This window comes from Sinorhizobium fredii USDA 205, assembly GCF_001461695.1.
Taxonomy (GTDB): Bacteria; Pseudomonadota; Alphaproteobacteria; order Rhizobiales; family Rhizobiaceae; genus Sinorhizobium; species Sinorhizobium fredii.
The window spans coordinates 181,453-198,689 of the sequence record NZ_AUTC01000199.1 but is presented as its reverse complement, the minus strand read 5'-3'; the positions used below and the strand labels follow the sequence as shown (position 1 = coordinate 198,689).

At 62.3% G+C, this 17,237-nt stretch carries 15 protein-coding genes; 8 read left to right on the top strand and 7 right to left on the bottom strand.

All coding sequences use genetic code 11. From position 1 onward, the window contains the following. Positions 1 to 56 precede the first annotated feature (56 nt). Positions 57 to 1,346, bottom strand: a complete 1,290-nt coding sequence (locus tag N181_RS29730; RefSeq protein WP_060564116.1) for a HAMP domain-containing sensor histidine kinase — start codon at positions 1,344 to 1,346, stop codon at positions 57 to 59. Positions 1,347 to 1,348: 2 nt separating this feature from the next. Then, entirely contained in the window at positions 1,349 to 2,035 is a 687-nt protein-coding gene (locus N181_RS29725) for a response regulator (protein ID WP_037393381.1), read from the bottom strand. Positions 2,036 to 2,292: 257 nt separating this feature from the next. Between N181_RS29725 and N181_RS29720 the strand changes: the two genes are divergently transcribed. From N181_RS29720 to trmFO, 7 genes are all read left to right on the top strand, one after another. Continuing rightward, a complete protein-coding gene (locus tag N181_RS29720; protein ID WP_369986496.1) occupies positions 2,293 to 3,288 on the top strand; it encodes an efflux RND transporter periplasmic adaptor subunit in 996 nt (331 codons plus the stop codon). 5 nt (positions 3,289 to 3,293) lie between these two features. Next, positions 3,294 to 6,446, top strand: coding sequence for an efflux RND transporter permease subunit (locus tag N181_RS29715; RefSeq protein ID WP_014328246.1), 3,153 nt, complete (start codon positions 3,294 to 3,296; stop codon positions 6,444 to 6,446). After that, on the top strand, positions 6,443 to 7,654 hold the full coding sequence (locus N181_RS29710) for a patatin-like phospholipase family protein (RefSeq protein WP_050984011.1): 1,212 nt from the start codon (positions 6,443 to 6,445) through the stop codon (positions 7,652 to 7,654). The genes N181_RS29715 and N181_RS29710 overlap by 4 nt, the downstream gene beginning before the upstream one ends. Positions 7,655 to 7,743: 89 nt before the next feature. Further along, a complete protein-coding gene (locus N181_RS33545; RefSeq protein WP_141321938.1) occupies positions 7,744 to 7,935 on the top strand; it encodes a hypothetical protein in 192 nt (63 codons plus the stop codon). Between the two features lie 724 nt (positions 7,936 to 8,659). After that, positions 8,660 to 8,803, top strand: coding sequence for a DUF1127 domain-containing protein (locus N181_RS32665; RefSeq protein ID WP_014328243.1), 144 nt, complete (start codon positions 8,660 to 8,662; stop codon positions 8,801 to 8,803). Between the two features lie 403 nt (positions 8,804 to 9,206). Continuing rightward, the gene (locus N181_RS35625) at positions 9,207 to 9,350 is read left to right on the top strand and encodes a DUF1127 domain-containing protein (RefSeq protein ID WP_014328242.1); all 144 of its coding nucleotides are present in this window, start codon (positions 9,207 to 9,209) and stop codon (positions 9,348 to 9,350) included. An 86-nt stretch (positions 9,351 to 9,436) separates the two neighbouring features. After that, positions 9,437 to 10,858 carry a methylenetetrahydrofolate--tRNA-(uracil(54)-C(5))-methyltransferase (FADH(2)-oxidizing) TrmFO gene (gene trmFO, locus N181_RS29705; protein WP_014328241.1) on the top strand — a complete coding sequence of 474 codons (1,422 nt, stop codon included), beginning with the start codon at positions 9,437 to 9,439 and terminating at the stop codon, positions 10,856 to 10,858. 1 nt (position 10,859) lies between these two features. Here trmFO and N181_RS29700 read toward each other — a convergent pair whose 3' ends face one another. Further along, entirely contained in the window at positions 10,860 to 11,789 is a 930-nt protein-coding gene (locus N181_RS29700) for a DMT family transporter (RefSeq protein ID WP_037393383.1), read from the bottom strand. A gap of 63 nt (positions 11,790 to 11,852) precedes the next feature. Between N181_RS29700 and N181_RS29695 the strand changes: the two genes are divergently transcribed. Beyond that, complete coding sequence (locus N181_RS29695; protein WP_037393385.1) at positions 11,853 to 12,779, top strand: LysR substrate-binding domain-containing protein; 927 nt, start codon at positions 11,853 to 11,855, stop codon at positions 12,777 to 12,779. Between the two features lie 84 nt (positions 12,780 to 12,863). Here the strand turns inward: N181_RS29695 and N181_RS29690 are convergent, their stop codons facing one another. From N181_RS29690 to secDF, 4 genes are all read right to left on the bottom strand, one after another. Beyond that, a complete protein-coding gene (locus N181_RS29690) occupies positions 12,864 to 13,328 on the bottom strand; it encodes a hypothetical protein (protein WP_014328238.1) in 465 nt (154 codons plus the stop codon). An 85-nt stretch (positions 13,329 to 13,413) separates the two neighbouring features. Further along, positions 13,414 to 14,253, bottom strand: coding sequence for a phytoene/squalene synthase family protein (locus N181_RS29685; protein ID WP_037393387.1), 840 nt, complete (start codon positions 14,251 to 14,253; stop codon positions 13,414 to 13,416). A 23-nt stretch (positions 14,254 to 14,276) separates the two neighbouring features. Continuing rightward, complete coding sequence (locus N181_RS29680; protein ID WP_037393388.1) at positions 14,277 to 14,663, bottom strand: Mth938-like domain-containing protein; 387 nt, start codon at positions 14,661 to 14,663, stop codon at positions 14,277 to 14,279. Next, positions 14,663 to 17,233 (bottom strand): protein translocase subunit SecDF, encoded by a 2,571-nt coding sequence (gene secDF, locus N181_RS29675; RefSeq protein ID WP_037393390.1) that lies wholly within the window; start codon positions 17,231 to 17,233, stop codon positions 14,663 to 14,665. Before secDF ends, N181_RS29680 begins: the two co-directional genes overlap by 1 nt. Positions 17,234 to 17,237: the final 4 nt, after the last annotated feature.

Here is a 17,237-nt window from a genome sequence, read left to right as displayed (position 1 = left end):
AGTTGGGTAAAATCCAAAAGCCGGCATCTGTCGCCAGCCGGGGTCTCCATTCGGATTCAGGCTTGATCGTCCGATGCACGATGTGCAGTCGGCTTGCGCGGAAGTTCGAGAGTGATGGCGAGACCGCCGCCGTCCGGCAGCGATGCGTAGACTCGCCCGCCATGGCGTTCGACGGCCTGCCGGGCGATCGCCAGGCCGAGTCTATATCCGCCGCGTGGGACCGCGTCTTTCCCGCGGGAGAACGGCTGGAAAATTCGTTCGAGTTCGTCTCGTATCACGCCCGGTCCCTGATCTGTAACGCGGATCTTGAGAAGGTCGGCCGTCGTCTCGCAAATCACTGATATTCGTGAATGCTCGGCCGTGTACTTGACGGCATTGCGGACGACGTTTTCAAGCGCCCTGTAGATCAGCTCACCTTCGACGTCGGCGAGGAAGACGCCGTCGACACTCGTGGTGATCGAGACATCCCGCGCCTGGGCTTCGAACGCCGCGTCGCCGAGGATTTCGTTGAGGAGCTCTACGACGTCCAGAGTCTGCGTTGTCAGCGGCAGGCCGGATCTGGCCGTCAGCCTGGCCAGCGTCAGGACTTCGCCCACCAGCGCATCGAGCCGTTCAACTTCGCGGTCGATGCGGTCCAGCATGGCATTGAGCTTTGCCGGGCTCTGCCGAAGCACGCCCACGACTGCCTGCAGACGAGACAAGGGCGAACGTAGTTCATGGGAGACGTCGTGGAAGAGCCGCTGCTGTGCATCCTGAAGCTCCTTGAGCCGCGCGGCACTGGAATCGAAATCATGCGCAAGCGCGGTAACCTCGTCCCTGCGCCCAGCCATCTTGTCCCCGATACGGACGTCGAAGCGGCCGTGGGCGAGGGCACTCAAGCCATCGCGGAGATGTACGACGGGACGAATGAGGTACCGCGCGAGTGCTGCCGCTGATATCGTGCTCGAGACGAATATGGCGATCCACGGCATCAACAGGGCGAGGTAGTCGAGAATGGCGCTGGCCCCTTTGGAAACGGAGATCCGGTAGCAAATTCCGTCTTTCACGATGGATCTTACCTCTGCCCTGCCCTCGTCCGCACAAGCACCAGATGCCGTAGTCTCCGATATCGTCAGGCCGAGCGGTAGCGTTTCCTCGCTGACGCGGACGAACCGCGCGGCGGCATCCCCGCCATCCCTCGTCAGCACGTTCGCGGTCAGGTTCAGAATGACCGTTTGCTCCCGGTGTTCCTGTTCGCGCGCGGGAGGCGGGATCTCAAAGATGTTGATCATGAGGATGATGATCGCGACCGTTGTTGCGAGCGTCAGCCAGATTGTCGCGAAAAACTTCCAGAAGAGCCGAGGCATGGTTAGTCCAGCAGAAGTTGGTAGCCCTGGCCACGGACGGACTGGATCCAGGACTGTCCGTCCTCTCTGAGCCCGAGCTTCTGGCGAACGCTGCTGATATGGACGTCGATGCGGCGATCGAATGGGGCCAGCGGCTTTCCAAAGGCCCGCTTCGAGATGTCCTGCTTCGACACCAGTTGGCCGGCATTGCGGGCGAGAACCTCGAGCAGGCTGAATTCCGTGCCGGTAAGCTCCAAAGGCTCTCCGAGCCATTCGGCGGTTCTGTTGCCGGGGTGCATGGCGAGCCGGCCCGCTTTCAGCGTATCGGTGGAGGTGCCGACCACGGACTGGCTCGCGCGACGAAGGATTGCGCGCAGCCTCGCCGCGAGTTCCCCCGGCGAACAGGGCTTCGGTACGTAGTCGTCAGCGCCGAGATTGAGACCCGATATCCGATCGACGTCATCGCCTCGCGCAGTGAGCATCAACACCGGTACCTGGCTGATCTTTCTGATCCTCTGCAGCACCTCGATCCCGTTCATTCGAGGCATCATGATATCGAGCACGATGATATCTACAGAATTGCCGGCGGCAGCAGCGATGGCCGCGCGACCGTCCGTGTCCGTCGCGACATCATATCCTTCTTCGGCCAGGTATTCCTGCAGAAGTGTCGTCAGTTCGACGTCGTCGTCGATGAGGAGAACCTTGTTCATCTGCTTTCGTCCGTCATTCATCTCAGCCACCCATACAGCACAAACGCGCGCGAACGACCGGATTTTACCCAGCTTAACACTAACTTGACCGCACTTAACGTCGTCCGGCTACTCGTGGAGCACGCGACATCGGTCGTGGGCCTGGAACGACCCGCCACCGATGCCGTGAAGTATGAGGAATACCGTTGAGAAGATCGTTTATCCCACTCGCCGCCGCCCTTGTCGGGGCAGCGCTTTTGCTTCCCTTCCATAGCGCCATGGCGGATCAGACCGCCGCGCCTGCCCTCACCGTCTCGCTGGCGAGCCCGGCGCAACGGGCGTGGCCCGAAACGGTTCCCGCAAGCGGCTGGCTGAAACCATGGCAGGAAGCGATCATCGCCTCCGAGACGAGCGGCCTACGCATAACAGACGTTCTGGTCGATGTCGGATCCGTTGTGACCAAGGGGCAGACGCTGGTCCGGCTTTCCCAGGACAGTGTGCTGGCGGACCTTCGAAAGCAGGCGGCGGCCGTCGAGACCGCCAAGGCAAATCTGGCCAAGGCCAAGGCAGATGCGGACCGAGCCCGGCAGCTTCGTACTTCGGGCGCTCTTTCCGCCCAGAACATCACCGAACGGCTGACCGATGAGCAGACGGCAAAGGCAAGCCTTGAATCGGAAGAAGCGGCGCTCGAAAGTCAGAAGATCAAGCTCGCCCAGACGACAATCACGGCCGTTGACGACGGCCTCATAACGTCGCGCTCGGCCGAACTCGGCGCCGTTGTCTCCTCTGGCACCGAGCTGTTCCATCTGGTCCGCCAACAGCGCGTCGAGTGGCAGGCTGAAGTTTCGGCGCGCTACCTTTCGCGCATTTCGGAAGGACTGACGGCCCATATCAACGGGCCGGATGAGCGCCCCATTCAGGGCAAGGTGAGGCTTGTCGGACCTTCCGTCAGCACGGGTACAGGCCGTGCGATCGTCTACGTCGCGCTTCCCGTCGACGTCCATCCGCCCGTCGGCCTGTATGTCACCGGCAGCATCGAGCTTACGACCACACCAGCGCTCACGGTTCCAGAGGCGGCGATCGTCTACCGTGACGGGATCAATTACGTCTTCACAGCCGAGGAAAACAGACGCGTGCGAAGGATCCGAGTCGAGACCGGCCGCCGCAACAACGGCGAAGTCGAGATTATCTCCGGCATAGACCAGTCCGCAAAGGTCGTGACGTCTGGCGGAGCATTTCTGTCCGACAACGACCTCGTGAATATTGCGGGGTAAGGCAGATGAACTTTTCCGCCTGGTCGATCCGCAATCCTGTACCTTCGATACTGCTGTTCGCAATGCTTACCGTCGGTGGGCTCCTGGCGTTCAAGCGCCTGCCGATCCAGAACTTCCCCGATATGGACCTCCCGACCATCAGCATCACGGCGACGCTTGAAGGCGCGGCGCCGACGCAGCTCGAGACGGAGGTTGCCCGCATCATCGAGGACCAGCTCGCCTCGCTCAGCTATCTTGACCACATCACCACGACGATCACCGACGGGACCGTCTCGCTCAAAGTCTCCTTCAAGCTGGAGAAGGACAGCGAAGAAGCCCTCAACGAGGTTCGGAATGCCGTGGACAGCGCAAAGGCCGATCTGCCGGCGCAGATGGAGTCGCCGAGCGTCACCAAGGTGACGCTACAGAGCGCCGCACTGGTCACCTATGCAATCCGCTCGACCCACCTTAACGAGACCGAGCTTTCCTGGTTCATCGACAACGATATGACAAGGGCGCTCCTGTCGGTACCGGGAGTAGGAAAGGTCAGCCGCGTCGGCGGGATCGACCGCGAGGTTCATGTCGACCTCGATCCCGCAACGATGGCGTCGCTCGGGGTCACGGCGGCCACTGTCTCGGCGCAGTTGAAGTCGGTCCAGGCGGACACTTCGGGTGGCCTTGGGGAAATCGGCGGCACCCGGCAGACCCTGCGGACGCTCGGCGCCGTCGCGTCGGTCGACGCCTTGAAGGGGCTCCGTATTCCGCTCGCCAACGGGCAGCAGGTTCGTCTCGACGATATCGCTTCCGTCACGGACAGCTTCGCCGACCGGTCGTCGCTGGCCTATCTCGACGGCCAGCCCGTGATGGCGGTCGAGGTCAAACGCTCGAACGGCTTCTCGGATACCGGCGTCGCTGCCGACGTCGAGAAGGCCATGCAGCAGTTCGCCGCCGCACATCCGGACGTGCAGATCGATGAAGCCTACAGCACCGTCGGGCCGATCCTCGACAACTACGACGGTTCGATGCACATGCTGTTCGAGGGAGCGATCCTCGCGGTCGTCGTCGTCTGGCTCTTCCTTCGGGATTGGCGCGCGACAATCTTGTCGGCTGTGGCGCTGCCCTTGTCGGTCATACCGACCTTCCTCGCCATGTACCTCGCCGACTTCAGCCTGAATATCATCACGCTGCTGGCACTGTCGCTGATCGTCGGCATCCTCGTCGACGATGCCATCGTCGAGGTCGAGAACATCGCCCGCCACCTGCAGATGGGCAAGCGGCCGATCGACGCCGCGCTCGAAGCGGCCGACGAGATCGGATTGGCGGTCATCGCCACGACGCTCACGCTCGTCGCGGTCTTCCTGCCGACGGCTTTCATGAGCGGCATACCGGGGCTTCTCTTCCGCCAGTTCGGCGTCACCGCCGCGGTCGCCGTGCTCGCCTCGCTCGTCGTCGCCCGACTGCTGACGCCGATGATGGCGGCCTATTTCATGAAGGCCCATCCGATCGAGGAAAAGGATGGCCGCATCATGCGTGCCTACATGGCGGTCGTGAAGGCATCCCTGAGCTACAGAAAGACCACCGTCTTCGTGACGGCCGTCTTCGTCGCCGTTTCGCTTTCCACCATCCCTTTCCTGAAATCGGGCTTTCTGCCCGCCGCCGACGACGCGCGGACGCAGGTGACGCTGGCCCTGCAGCCCGGCGCCACCATCGATCAGATGGACGCAACGACCAGGAAGGCGGCGGATATCGTCGGCAAGCTTCCCGACGTGACGCATGTCTTCTCCGCGGTCGGTTCCGCATCGTCGGGCGGCGGTCCCGATGTCACCAACACCAGCAGCGTCGGAACGGCCACGCTCGTCGTCACGCTGACGGCTATTGACGAGCGGGACCGGAAGCAGTCGGAGATCGAAAGCGACATCCGCTCGGCCCTCTCGGCCCTCCCCGGCGTGCGCGTTGCGGTCGGAAGCGGCGGCAATGGAACGCAGCTCGATATCACCCTTGCCAGTGACGATCCCGGTGCCCTCGATGGTGCAAGCACGGCGCTGGAGGAGCAGCTCCGCACGCTCAGTGGTATCGGAGCGGTGACGTCGAGTGCCGCCAAGCAGGCCCCCGAGGTTCAGATCACCCCCGATTTTGCGCGCGCAGCCGCACTTGGCGTGACGTCCAGCGACATCGCCGAAGCCGTGCGCGTGGCGACAGACGGGGAATATTCCTCTGCCTTGCCAAAGCTCAATCTGCCGCAACGGCAGGTCCCGATCGTCGTTCGGTTCACGCCTGAGGCGCGCACCAATCTCGACGACATCCGGAACATGAGGGTGGCCGGAACGACTGGCAGCGTCGATCTCGGGTCGATCGCCGACATCCGTATCGGCGGCAGTCCTTCCGAAATCGACCGCATCGATCGAATGCGCAATATCACTCTTTCCGTCGAGCTCAACGGCCGCATCCTGAACGACGTCTATCGTGAGGCAAAGGCGCTGCCGGCTCTTCAGCATCTGCCGCCGGGCGTCACCCTCGTCGAGCAAGGTGAACTTCAACGCAGTTCGGAGCTGTTCCAGAGCTTCGCTCTTGCAATGGCAATCGGCGTGTTCTGCATCTATGCGGTTCTCGTCGTGCTGTTCCACGACTTCCTGCAGCCGTTCACCATCCTGATGGCCCTGCCGCTCTCGCTCGGCGGCGCGCTGCTGCCGCTGGTGGTGACCGGAACGAGCTTCTCGATGCCGGCCGTTATCGGGTTGCTGATGCTGATGGGTGTTGTGACAAAGAACTCGATCCTTCTCGTCGAATACGCGATCATGTCGCGCCGCCAGGGAATGTCGAGGTTCGATGCGCTCGTCGATGCCTGTCACAAGCGCGCGCGGCCGATCGTCATGACCACCATCGCCATGGGATCGGGCATGCTTCCGGCCGCTCTCAGCCTGACGGGGGGCGATTCAAGTTTCCGACAGCCAATGGCGATCGTCGTGATCGGCGGGGTGATAACGTCGACGCTGCTCAGCCTCATTGTCATCCCGGTCATCTTCACCTTCGTCGATGACCTGCTCGCGGCACTGAAGGGGCTCGTGAACCGGACCGGGCCACACCACGACATCGCCGGCGAGGAAACGCATGTCCCGAATGATCGCGAGCCGATCGACTTCGAGCGCAGGCCCGCGAAGCGAGGTCATGGCCAGAGATGACCGTGTCCCAGCAGGAAATTCATGACAGCCGGCGCGGCCGCCTCGTGACGAGCTTTGCCCAGGCCCTGACCAGAGCGCTCGTGGCTTTGGTTCCAATCGTATTTATCCTGTCAGGCTGCATGCAGACGTTCGACAGGGCGCTTGACGCGCAGGAGGCAGACAGGGCCTCGATCACCGGCTATGGCGATATCCGAAGCTATCTGGACGCCCGGCTCGACGAATTTCCGCGCAACGCCGGGGATTGGGCGCCGGCGACCAAGTCCAGTGGCCTTGATGTCCTGATGATCTCAGGCGGCGGTTCGGCCGGCGCCTTCAGTGTCGGTGTACTCTCGGCGTGGAGCGCGTCGCAGACCCGCCCTGAGTTCGATGTCGTCACCGGCGTCAGCACGGGAGCACTGATCGCACCTCTGGCATTCCTCGGATCGGCTTACGACGATACCCTGGTGCATCTCTACACGAGCGGCGTCGCCAAAGACCTTGCGCGAAGCAAGAGCCTTGGCGGATTGTTGGGCTCGAGCTTGCTGAGCGCCGAACCATTGTCACGGATGGTCGAGCGCTTCATCACGCCCGAGGTCCTTGAGCAAGTTGCTGCCGAGCACCGAAAAGGCCGTCGCCTCTTCGTCCTGACCACCAACCTCGACACCCAGCGTGCCGTTATCTGGAACATGGGCGCCATTGCCGGCAGCAATCGCCCGAACGCGCTGAAGCTGTTCCGGAACATTCTCGTGGCGTCAGCCAGCATCCCAGGCGTTTATCCGGCAGTAATGATCGAGGCCGAGGCGGGCGGGCGCCACTTTAAGGAGATGCATTCGGATGGAGGGTCCGCGTCGCAGGTCCTGATGCTTCCGCAGACTCTGCTGGCAAGCGGCGAAAGCCTCGTGCCCGCCAAACGGCAGAACGTCAATTTCTATGTAATCGTCAACAACGCACTGATGCCGGAGTTTGCCTCCACGCCGGATAGAACGCTGTCCGTGATCGCACGGGCATACTCGATCTTCGTCAAGTCGCAGACGCAGAGCGCGCTGACGGCCCTCTATAACTATTCCAAGCTGACCAGGGCACGGTTCCAGCTTGCGTCAATCGACGTCCAACTCCCCTATTCGATGTCCGATCCGTTCAACACCGACTACATGCGGGCCGTCTATAATCTCGGCTACGCGGAGCTCTCCGCTGGAACGCTATGGAAAGACAGCCCGGTCTTTCGGTGAGAGACTGTTGTAACTGGCATCCGATGAGGCGTTTAATGTCGTCCCGGTGCGTATGTCGTACACCGCTTCACCTTGTCGACTGCACTTCATTGAACGATCCTGACGGGGCCTCACCGCACTTGGGCCGCGACGCGTCCTCATTCACCGATCTGATTCTTGGCGACGGCGATCTTCCCGCAACAGCCGATTTGCGCGGGATGCACATCATCCATGCCAACATCGCACTGCACAAATCCGCGCAGCCGCACTATATTCAAGATATCAAGCGGCGTCGGCGGTGAAGAACCAAAGAGCCCGCGGATTGGTCCCCGCCCGGCCTTCCGGATAGACCCGAGCCGAAAGCTCGACGGAATTCGAAACAGCGTACTCCTCCTCCCAGCGCTGTTTCGATAGGGTTGGCAACACTCCTCCTCCCGGTTGCCAATCATTCTCATGACGCCCGCTGGATCTCCTCCCCCAGCGGGCGTCGTTCGTTTTCGCAGGTGCGAGAAACACTTTCCAAGTCCCTTGAGCCGTGCTGCGCAAATTGCCCAGTATCGAAGCAATTCTGTTAGCGAGCGCCCTCAGCCATGCAGTAGGCGCATATGTGCCATTCCACAGTATCCCTACACAAATTAGGGGTCCGGGCCTATCTTCAGATCATCGGTCGGCAGCGCACTCCTCCTCCCAGCGCTCCCGATACGGATTGGCAACACTCCTCCTCCCAGTTGCCAATCAGAACAGGCAACGCCCGCTGGATCTCCTCCCCCAGCGGGCGTTGTTTTTTGCGCTGTTCGAACAACATTTCAATCCCTGCCGCTCACCCCTTGGGCCGGTTCGTTGTCCACCGCCAGCCCAATAGATTAAGGCGGGGTTAGCGGCCGACGGAGGATTGCAAGACTTGCATGGGTGCGATGCAGCATCGTCTCTGTTTTCGGCGCTCAAAACGATTATATTCAGATCCATAAGATGACGGCCAGCAAGAGAGATAGAGCGCTGGCAAACGACCCTGAAAGGAATAGGATCATGAACCTCGCACGTTCTTTCAACAACTGGCGCAAGTATCGTCAGACCTGCAGCGAACTCGGCCGCATGAGCGACCGCGAACTGAACGACCTTGGCATCGGCCGCTCCGATATCCCCTACGTCGCTCGCCAGGCAGTCAAGTAAGCGACACAATAGGTACTGTTTCGAAACGCCCGCCGGCCCCCCGGCGGGCGTTTTTCGTTGCAGGGTTCCACTGATTTTGAAGAGAGGGCGACGCTGCTTTTTTGCAAGTGCGAAATCCCTTACAAAGCTGTCTCGCCAGCGTTCCGCTTCGCCAAAGCGGCGGCGGCGGAAAACCGCGACGAAACAAGACCCTGCACTGCGTATGTCGCCCTTGCTCCGCCTTTGTGGCGTTGACGCATTTTCGGGCTTCCTCACCCCGCTGCCCAGCAAATCATCGATGCAGTGCACAAATGCATAGCAGATGCATTTTCTTTGCACTCCACCTTCCAATTAGACAAGCGTATAAGAACCTCAACGACGCAGACAAATCACTGTCGCGCTCAACTGATCTGAGGAAACGACCATGAACCCCATTCGCCTTGCAAAGAGCTGGATCAACTACCGCCGCACTGTCGCCGAACTCGGCGGCCTTTCGAACCACGCGCTGAGCGATATCGGCATCACCCGCTACGATATCCGCAACATTGCGGCCCGCTCCTTCCGTTAATCGGAACGAAGCCTGGACTTCAAAGACGGCGCCCAAGGGCGCCGTTTTTGTTGGAAGCGCGAGATGGCTGTGGTAGGAAGCCGCGCATGAACAAGACTACCTCTCGCTATTCACCCATTCACGTCATCGGCGGCGGGCTTGCCGGCTCGGAAGCCGCCTGGCAGATCGCTGAGGCCGGCGTGCCGGTCATCCTGCATGAAATGCGCGGCGTGCGCGGCACGGACGCCCACAAGACCGACGGTCTCGCCGAACTCGTCTGCTCCAACTCCTTCCGCTCCGACGATGCGACCAGCAATGCGGTTGGCGTGCTGCATGCGGAAATGCGCCTTGCAGGCTCGCTGATCATGCGGGCCGCCGATCGCAACCAGGTGCCGGCCGGTGGCGCGCTTGCCGTCGACCGGGACGGCTTCTCGCAGGCGGTCAGCACTCAGATCGAAAGCCACCCGCTGATCTCGGTCGTCCGCGAGGAAATCAGCGACCTGCCGCCGCGGGAGTGGGACCTGGCGATCGTCGCCACCGGCCCGCTCACCGCCCCCGCTCTCGCCGAAGCGATCCGCCGCGAAACCGGCGCCGACGCGCTTGCCTTCTTCGATGCCATCGCGCCGATCGTCTACACCGAGACGATCGACATGGACGTATGCTGGCACCAGTCGCGCTACGACAAGGTCGGTCCCGGCGGGACGGGCAAGGACTACATCAACTGCCCGATGACTGAGGAGCAGTACAACGCGTTTGTCGATGCGCTGATCGCCAGCGACAAGACCGGCTTCAAGGAATGGGAAGGCACGCCCTATTTCGATGGCTGCCTGCCGATCGAGGTGATGGCGGAACGCGGCCGCGAGACGCTGCGCCACGGCCCGATGAAGCCGATGGGGCTCACCAATGCCCATAATCCTTCGGTCAAGCCCTATGCCGTCGTCCAACTGCGCCAGGACAATGCGCTGGGCACGCTCTACAACATGGTGGGCTTTCAGACCAAACTGAAATACGGCGCCCAGACGGACGTCTTCCGGATGATCCCGGGCCTCGAAGACGCCGAATTCGCAAGGCTCGGCGGCCTACACCGCAACACCTACATCAACTCGCCGATCCTGCTCGACGGTTCGCTGACGCTGAAATCCCGACCCGGCCTGCGCTTTGCCGGGCAGATCACTGGCTGTGAGGGCTATGTGGAAAGTGCCAGCATCGGCCTTCTCGCCGGACGATTCGCCGCTGCCGAGCGCAAGGGTGAAAAACCGTCGCTGCCGCCGGCCACGACCGCCTTTGGCGCGCTCCTCAATCACATCACCGGTGGGCACATCGTTTCCGACGACGAGCCCGGCAAGCGCTCGTTCCAGCCGATGAACATCAATTTCGGGCTGTTTCCGCCACTGGAGGCGGGCGCCCTCACCAGGCCGGAAGGTGCCAAGCGCTTCCGCGGCAAGGAAAAGGCACTGGCCAAGAAGCAGGCGACGGCAGGGCGGGCGCTCGAGGACTGCGCCAAGTGGCTGGCTCACGAAACATCATAAATCAGCCCTCTACCGGAACCGAGCCCTTCTTGTTGGTCGAATCGATGCGCGCCGCCTGCTTCCGGCCGAGAGAATTGACGACGATTACCCCTGACAGAATCAGCAGACCGCCGATCACCGTCACAAGAGCCGGCGTTTCCCCGGCGATGGCCCAAGCGATCAGCATTGCGAGAGGTGCGACCAGATAGAGCAAATTGCCTGAGTGGGCGACACCGAAGTATCCGAGCGCATAGACCCAGCATGCAAGGCCGATCGCCGTGGGGAAGACCCCGAGAAAGACGGCCCATCCGATCGTCGCGGTGGATGCCGCTTGCATCTGCGTCACCGCCTGCGGCAGCCACGGAGACAGGGCGAGCGCCGCCACGATGAAGGTGACGGCCGCTACGTGCAACGCGCCATGACGCAGTGCCAATCCGCGTTGCAGGGTGAAGCCCGCCGCCGAGCACAAGGCTGCGGCCAGAACCAGGGGTGCTCCTGTGCCCAGCGTGATTCCGCCGGGCTGGGCGGCAGCAATCAGGCCGACGCCGACGACGCAGGCCAGCATGCCGGCCCATGCCCATCCGGTGAATCGCTCCTTGAGCAAGAACACTGCGAACGCGGCCATCCAAAGCGACTCCGTCTTGACAAGGAAGCTGGCTGCTCCGGCGGAGACGGTCTCCTGGCCGAGATTGAGAAACACGCTGTAGCCCACGCCCGAGACGATGCCGCAGACGATGCACCAGGCGAGATCGGCCAGCGGCATCATGCGCGGACGCGCCCATGCGAGCCAGATCATGGCAAACGACGCCGCGATGGCGAACCGCACCGCCGCCAGCGGCAAGGGATCGATCTCCTTGAGGGTCAAGGTAATCGCCGGAAAGGCGGCCGCCCAGACGAAAATCGTCGTAGCAACCGAAAGGATGGGAATAAGGGGAGAAGCGGACTTGTTCATAGCGACTGAATAGAACAACGCCATGCCTTGACATAGACCACCGCACAGACATGAAGTGTGAAAATGGATCACAGCTCATATTGGCGTAATCTTCCATCCCTGGATGCTCTGCGCGCTGTTCTGGCTGCCGAGCGCACCGGCTCGTTCTCCCGCGCCGCCGATGACCTCGACATCACCCACGGCGCCGTCAGCCGCAGGGTTGCCGCCGTCGAACAGTGGGCCGGGATGCCCCTGTTCGAGCGGCACGGGAGAGGTGTTCGTCTCACGACACAGGGCCAGCATCTTGTACGCCTGCTGCAACAGGGGCTCGATACGATCGGTAGCGGCGGCGCAGAATGGCGGGAAAGCAAACTGCCCGAGGCGATTCGTGTCAGCGTGTTGCCGTCCTTCGCGCGGCTGTGCCTGCTCCCTAACCTCGCCGTGCTGGAAGGCTCGCCACCCGATCTGCGCATCGATCTCGACCTCGACCATCGATTCGTCCCGCTGGACGAGATTGACGTCGCCATTCGCTACGGCCGGGGACCATGGAAGGATGGGTCGGCGACGGCGCTGTTCGAGGAAAGGCTCTTTCCCGTGGCATCGCCTGGGATTGCCGCTGCATTGGGAGACTGCTTTTCGGTCGACGACCTTATGGCGCTGCCGCTTATCCACGATGCCTATCCGGACGCATGGCGGCTGTGGCTCGCGGAGCACGGGTGCCGCTATCATCTTCGTCCCCAGGACCGGTGCTTTCCCGATTACGATCTCGGCCTTCAAGCCGCGGCAGCCGGGAGCGGCGTCGCACTCATGCGCGAGCCCTATGGAGCCTCGTTTCTGAAGTGCGGCAGCCTTGCGAGGCTGGCCGGGCATACGGTCGCCAGCCCACTGCATTTCTGGGTGGTGACCGGATTTGGAGCCAGACGGCGCGGGGTGCAGTCGTTCATCGCGCGTCTCTTGGAGTTGCCGCGGTCAGGCAGGCTGACGCTACCGAGTATGAAGGACAGTGCATAAACGGCCAGCTTGCAGGCCGTCACGCAGAGCATCGCGATCAAGACAACACTCGGTACAGGGCGAGACTTGGTCTGACTGCCGCCTTCAGTCGATCGTCTGCGCCGCTGCTCTCCCTGCGAGCGGTGCGTCGATTTCGGATTTCGGGCTGAAGCTACCGAGCAGCCACAGCGAGACCTCGGCCGCCTCGGCCGCGGTTTGGAATTCGAAATTGTTGTCCAGATAAGCGAAATCGGGGAAATGGACGATGAGCCCCTGCCCGCTTTCGGAACTGTTCACCCGAAGCTTTCCCGGATGAATGACATGGCACACATAGTGCGTGCCGTGGGATTGAATGAAGCCGGCCTTGCCGTCATGCAGGCGAAGAAAAATGGCCTTGCCATCGATCGTCGAATGCAACGCCCGTATAGCCTCGTCGGGAAAGGCTCGGCCAAACTCGACCATCGCCGATCCGGTGTCGGGATTGCTGGCGTCGTGCTCGGCGCGCGCGTTCATCCGGACATAAAATGCACCGACGACGGCAATCACAGCGATGAGAATCAACCAGAGCATATATCCGTCCCTTTCGGACGACAGGATTCCGTGAGGCCCAACCTCTATCGCTCGAGGCTTGCGCCAGCTTGAACAACGAGACGCGTCAAAAGCGGCGGCGACGGCTTGCGCGCCACATCCGCCATTGCCGCTGCCACTGGGGCGGCTGGATCGAGTGCCGCAGAATCCGAGCTCCGGCGGCTTCGGCACGCGCGAACACCGGCTCCGCAAGAGCGACGGGAATGAAGGCGGAGAAATTCTGCGCAGAGATCGAATCCAGACTGTTGCGAGCCTTGACGAGGTGATCCCGGCCGAGCCCGCAGAACGCGTGAACGGCCCTGCCGATCGCCAGCTCGTCGCGCCCGTCCAGCAGCATCTCCCTGTCGAGCCCGGTCGCCCGCAGCAGGTCGGCAGGGAAATAAACCTGACCCCGCCGGGAGTGGATCGGCAGAAGAAGCAGCAGGCCGGCGATCGTCTGCGCAACGCCGGCATGCCCTGCAGCGTCCGCCGATTTCGCGGCATTCGTCGGGTCGAGAACCAGCGAGGCAAGCTGAATGAGTGCCGACGCCGTTTCGCCGGCATATCCTTCCAGCGCCGTCGTGTCCTCGATCGGGTCGTCATAAAGGTCGAAGATGCGGGCGTCGATCATGTTCTGCAGAACGGCGACGGGCAGGCGATGCTCGTCAATGCAGCTGAGGAGCGCCTGCGCCAGCGGGTGGCCCTCGCCCCCCGATCGGCTCTCCAGCAGGTCACGCCACCATTGCAGCCGGATCTCGCCCGGCAGCGGCTCATGTATCACGTCGCGGATGCGGGCAATCTCGGCATGGAAGGCATAGAGACAGGCAAGCGAATGCCGCCTTTCCGGCGGGGCGAGCAGGCATGCAAGGTATCGATCGCGATCGGTATCCCGCAGAATCGCAAGGATCTGGGCATCGGGCTCTTGCACGCTGGGATTCCTTCGATACTCGGTCACACCGCAATCAATGCGGCAGCGACGGCGCGCGATTCCGCCAGCATGACGTTGTAGGTGCGAACCGCTGCGCCGGTATTCATCGGATCGGACGAAATATCAGCCGCTTTAAGTGTTGCCTTCAGATCTGCCGGCAAAGGTCTGATTTCGCGCCCGGTCCCGACGAGCAGGACCTCGATCTCTTGAGCCTCGTCCAGCACGCGCCGGAATTTTTCGATCGCCAACGGGTCGCCCTCGACCACGTCCCAGGCGTAGACGCCGGAGGGCAACAGCAGCACCGAGCCGCGGTGCGACATGTCGGCGAAGCGAAAACCGCCATTGCCATAGGCGTCGATCGGCGCACGTCCGGGAAAGTGCGCTTCGCGCATTTCGATACCCTTTGCCATCAGGCTGCACCCGTTGCTTTGTCGTGCCGGATCGTACCGCGTCCTCCCAACGTCCCGTCGAGGCGATTGTTTCGGCGGTTGAAGAGAATGAGGACCGGCCCGGCGATATAGATCGACGAAATCGTCCCGATAACCACTCCGAAGAGGAGCGTCGCGCTGAAGGACTGCACGACGCGGCTCTCGCCGAAGAGGTAGAGTGCAACGAGGGCCAATGCAGTCGTTATCGCCGTCAGGACGGTACGCGAAAGGGTCTGGTTGATCGACGCGTCGATCAAGACCGACAGCGGCATCCGCCGATAGCGCGCCAGGTTCTCCCGGACGCGGTCGTAGATCACCATTGTGTCGTTCAGCGAATAGCAGACGATCGTCAGCAGCGCAGCGAGGCTGGCAAGGTTGAACTCGATGCCGGTCACCACGAGAAAGCCCATGGTCAACAGCACGTCGTGAAGTGTGGTGATGACCGCACCGGCGGCAAACTTCCAGTCGAAGCGCACCCAGACATAGAAGATAATGGCGAGTATCGCCGCCGCGACGGCGAGCGTTCCGGCCCGCGTCAGCTCTCCGGAAACGGCCGGGCCGACCACCTCGACGCGCCGGAAGCTATAGTCATCTTCGAGTTCGGCGCGAACCAATCCCATCGCAGTCTGGTCCGCATTGTCGCCGGCTTCCTGCGACGGGATGCGCAAGAGGATATCCCGTGCCGAGCCAAGTTCCTGAATCTGGACCTCCGCCAGGTTCAGCTCGTCGAGGCGGGCGCGGAGATCCGCGACATCGGCGGCGCCTGCCTTCGACCGGAGCTCCAGGAGAGAACCGCCCTTGAAATCGGCGCCCATGTTGAGGCCGAGGCTCACCAGCAAGACAAGCGAAGCAAGCGAGAGAGAGGCCATCACGATGAAAACGGGGTTGCGGAGGGCCATGAACCGGATATCGGCCTCGGCAAAGAAACCTGTGCGAATGCCCCTCGGCAGATGTTTCGGCCGGCGACGGCGATACCATCCGCGGATCAGCCGGCGCGTCAGGCTGTGCGCCGTCAGGATGGTTGTGATGCTGCCGATCGCAAGCGTCGCCGCAAACCCTCGAATGGCCCCGGTGCCGAGAAGGAAAAGCATGGCGCCCGCAATCAGCATCGTCAGATTCGCATCGAAGATGCTTGTCAGGACGCGCGAGAAGCCGTTGTCGAGAGCTTTGCGCAGGGGTTCGCTGCTGCTGCGCACCTCCTCTCGCAGCCGTTCGTAGATGAGCACGTTCGAATCGACCGCGACCCCGATCGTGAGAATGATCCCCGCGATCCCCGGCAAGGTCAGCGTGATCCCAAGAAGTGACAGCACGGCGATGATGAGCACGACATTGACAATCACGGCAATCACCGCGACGAGGCCGAAGAAGCCGTAGAACCCGATCATGCAGGCGGCGACCGCGGCTGCCGCGACCAGTCCGGCTGTCAGGCCGTTGGCGATGGCATCCGTTCCGACTTCCGGACCAACGGTGCGCTCTTCGATAACCGTCAGCGAGACGGGAAGCGGCCCGGCTCTGAGCAATGCGGCAAAATTCTCTGCCCCCTCCTCCGACAAGTCGGCGGAAAGCCGGGCCGTATCGCCTTCGATGACGTCCCCAAGCGCAGGTGTCGAGACCACTTGTCCATCGAGCACGATGGCGAATTGTCGCCGAGACGCGGATTGCAACAGCGACGTGAGCCGCTCGGATGCATCTGTCCTCAGCTTGATGTCGACGACGGGCTCGCCGGTCTTCGGATCGAGCCCGGGTTGCGCATCGGCAAAGTCCGGGGTGGAGACGAAGGCCTGCCTTTCGACGAGGTAGGGAACCGGCGGATCGTCCAGCGAATAGAGAACCTCCGACGCGGCAGGTGGCCGCGTGTCGAGGGCCTGCTGCGGCGGCATCGATGTATCGAGCCACCGGAAGGCGAGGTCGCCGCGCTGGCCCAGGAGATCCTTGAGCCGCTGCGGATCCTCCAATCCGGGTATCTGGATGCTCAACCGGTCTGTGCCACGGCGTCGGATCACCGGCTCCACGGCCACGACCTCGCCGACGCGGCGGCGCACGGCTTCGACCGCCTGAGTGAGCGCTGCGGACAGCCGGAAATCGATCCCCTCATCCGTCAAGCGAAGCCTTAACGGCTCCTGCCCCGAGGCCCCGTCAGCGATCAACTCCCGGATCGGGCTTCCAGTGTGGTCAGGCGCTTCGACGGGCGCGGTCAATGCGCTGAGCGCCTCGCGGGCTGCCGCCGCCTTCGATGCGTCGCGGAGCCGGAACTGAATTTCCTGGCCACTGCCGGAAAGACCCGTATAGCCGATGTCGGCATCCCTCAGCGCCTGGGCAATTCGCGCGATCGTGGTCTCAAGCCGCTCGGCGACGAGGTTGTCGCGGTCGATTTTCAGGACGATGTCGGAGCCGCCCTGCAGATCGAGGCCGAGCGGCACCTGCCGATGCGGAAGCCACACCGGCCATCCGGCCAGGTGCTCCCTGGGAACGATGTTCGGCAAAGCAAAGGCAAAACCGGCCAGAACGACCAGCCAGATCAGGATGTTCTTCAACGGCGAGAATTTCGGCATGCCT

Excerpts from the sequence above, each read along its gene's own strand:
- N181_RS32665 (WP_014328243.1), top strand. The coding sequence starts at position 8,660 with ATGAACCTCGCACGTTCTTTCAACAACTGGCGCAAGTATCGTCAGACC.
- N181_RS29725 (WP_037393381.1), bottom strand. The coding sequence starts at position 2,035 with ATGAACAAGGTTCTCCTCATCGACGACGACGTCGAACTGACGACACTT.
- N181_RS29700 (WP_037393383.1), bottom strand. The coding sequence starts at position 11,789 with ATGAACAAGTCCGCTTCTCCCCTTATTCCCATCCTTTCGGTTGCTACG.
- N181_RS29690 (WP_014328238.1), bottom strand. The coding sequence starts at position 13,328 with ATGCTCTGGTTGATTCTCATCGCTGTGATTGCCGTCGTCGGTGCATTT.
- N181_RS35625 (WP_014328242.1), top strand. The coding sequence starts at position 9,207 with ATGAACCCCATTCGCCTTGCAAAGAGCTGGATCAACTACCGCCGCACT.
- N181_RS29680 (WP_037393388.1), bottom strand. The coding sequence starts at position 14,663 with ATGGCAAAGGGTATCGAAATGCGCGAAGCGCACTTTCCCGGACGTGCG.
- N181_RS29695 (WP_037393385.1), top strand. The coding sequence starts at position 11,853 with ATGGATCACAGCTCATATTGGCGTAATCTTCCATCCCTGGATGCTCTG.
- N181_RS29710 (WP_050984011.1), top strand. The coding sequence starts at position 6,443 with ATGACCGTGTCCCAGCAGGAAATTCATGACAGCCGGCGCGGCCGCCTC.
- N181_RS29715 (WP_014328246.1), top strand. The coding sequence starts at position 3,294 with ATGAACTTTTCCGCCTGGTCGATCCGCAATCCTGTACCTTCGATACTG.
- N181_RS29730 (WP_060564116.1), bottom strand. The coding sequence starts at position 1,346 with ATGCCTCGGCTCTTCTGGAAGTTTTTCGCGACAATCTGGCTGACGCTC.
- trmFO (WP_014328241.1), top strand. The coding sequence starts at position 9,437 with ATGAACAAGACTACCTCTCGCTATTCACCCATTCACGTCATCGGCGGC.
- N181_RS29720 (WP_369986496.1), top strand. The coding sequence starts at position 2,293 with ATGGCGGATCAGACCGCCGCGCCTGCCCTCACCGTCTCGCTGGCGAGC.
- secDF (WP_037393390.1), bottom strand. The coding sequence starts at position 17,233 with ATGCCGAAATTCTCGCCGTTGAAGAACATCCTGATCTGGCTGGTCGTT.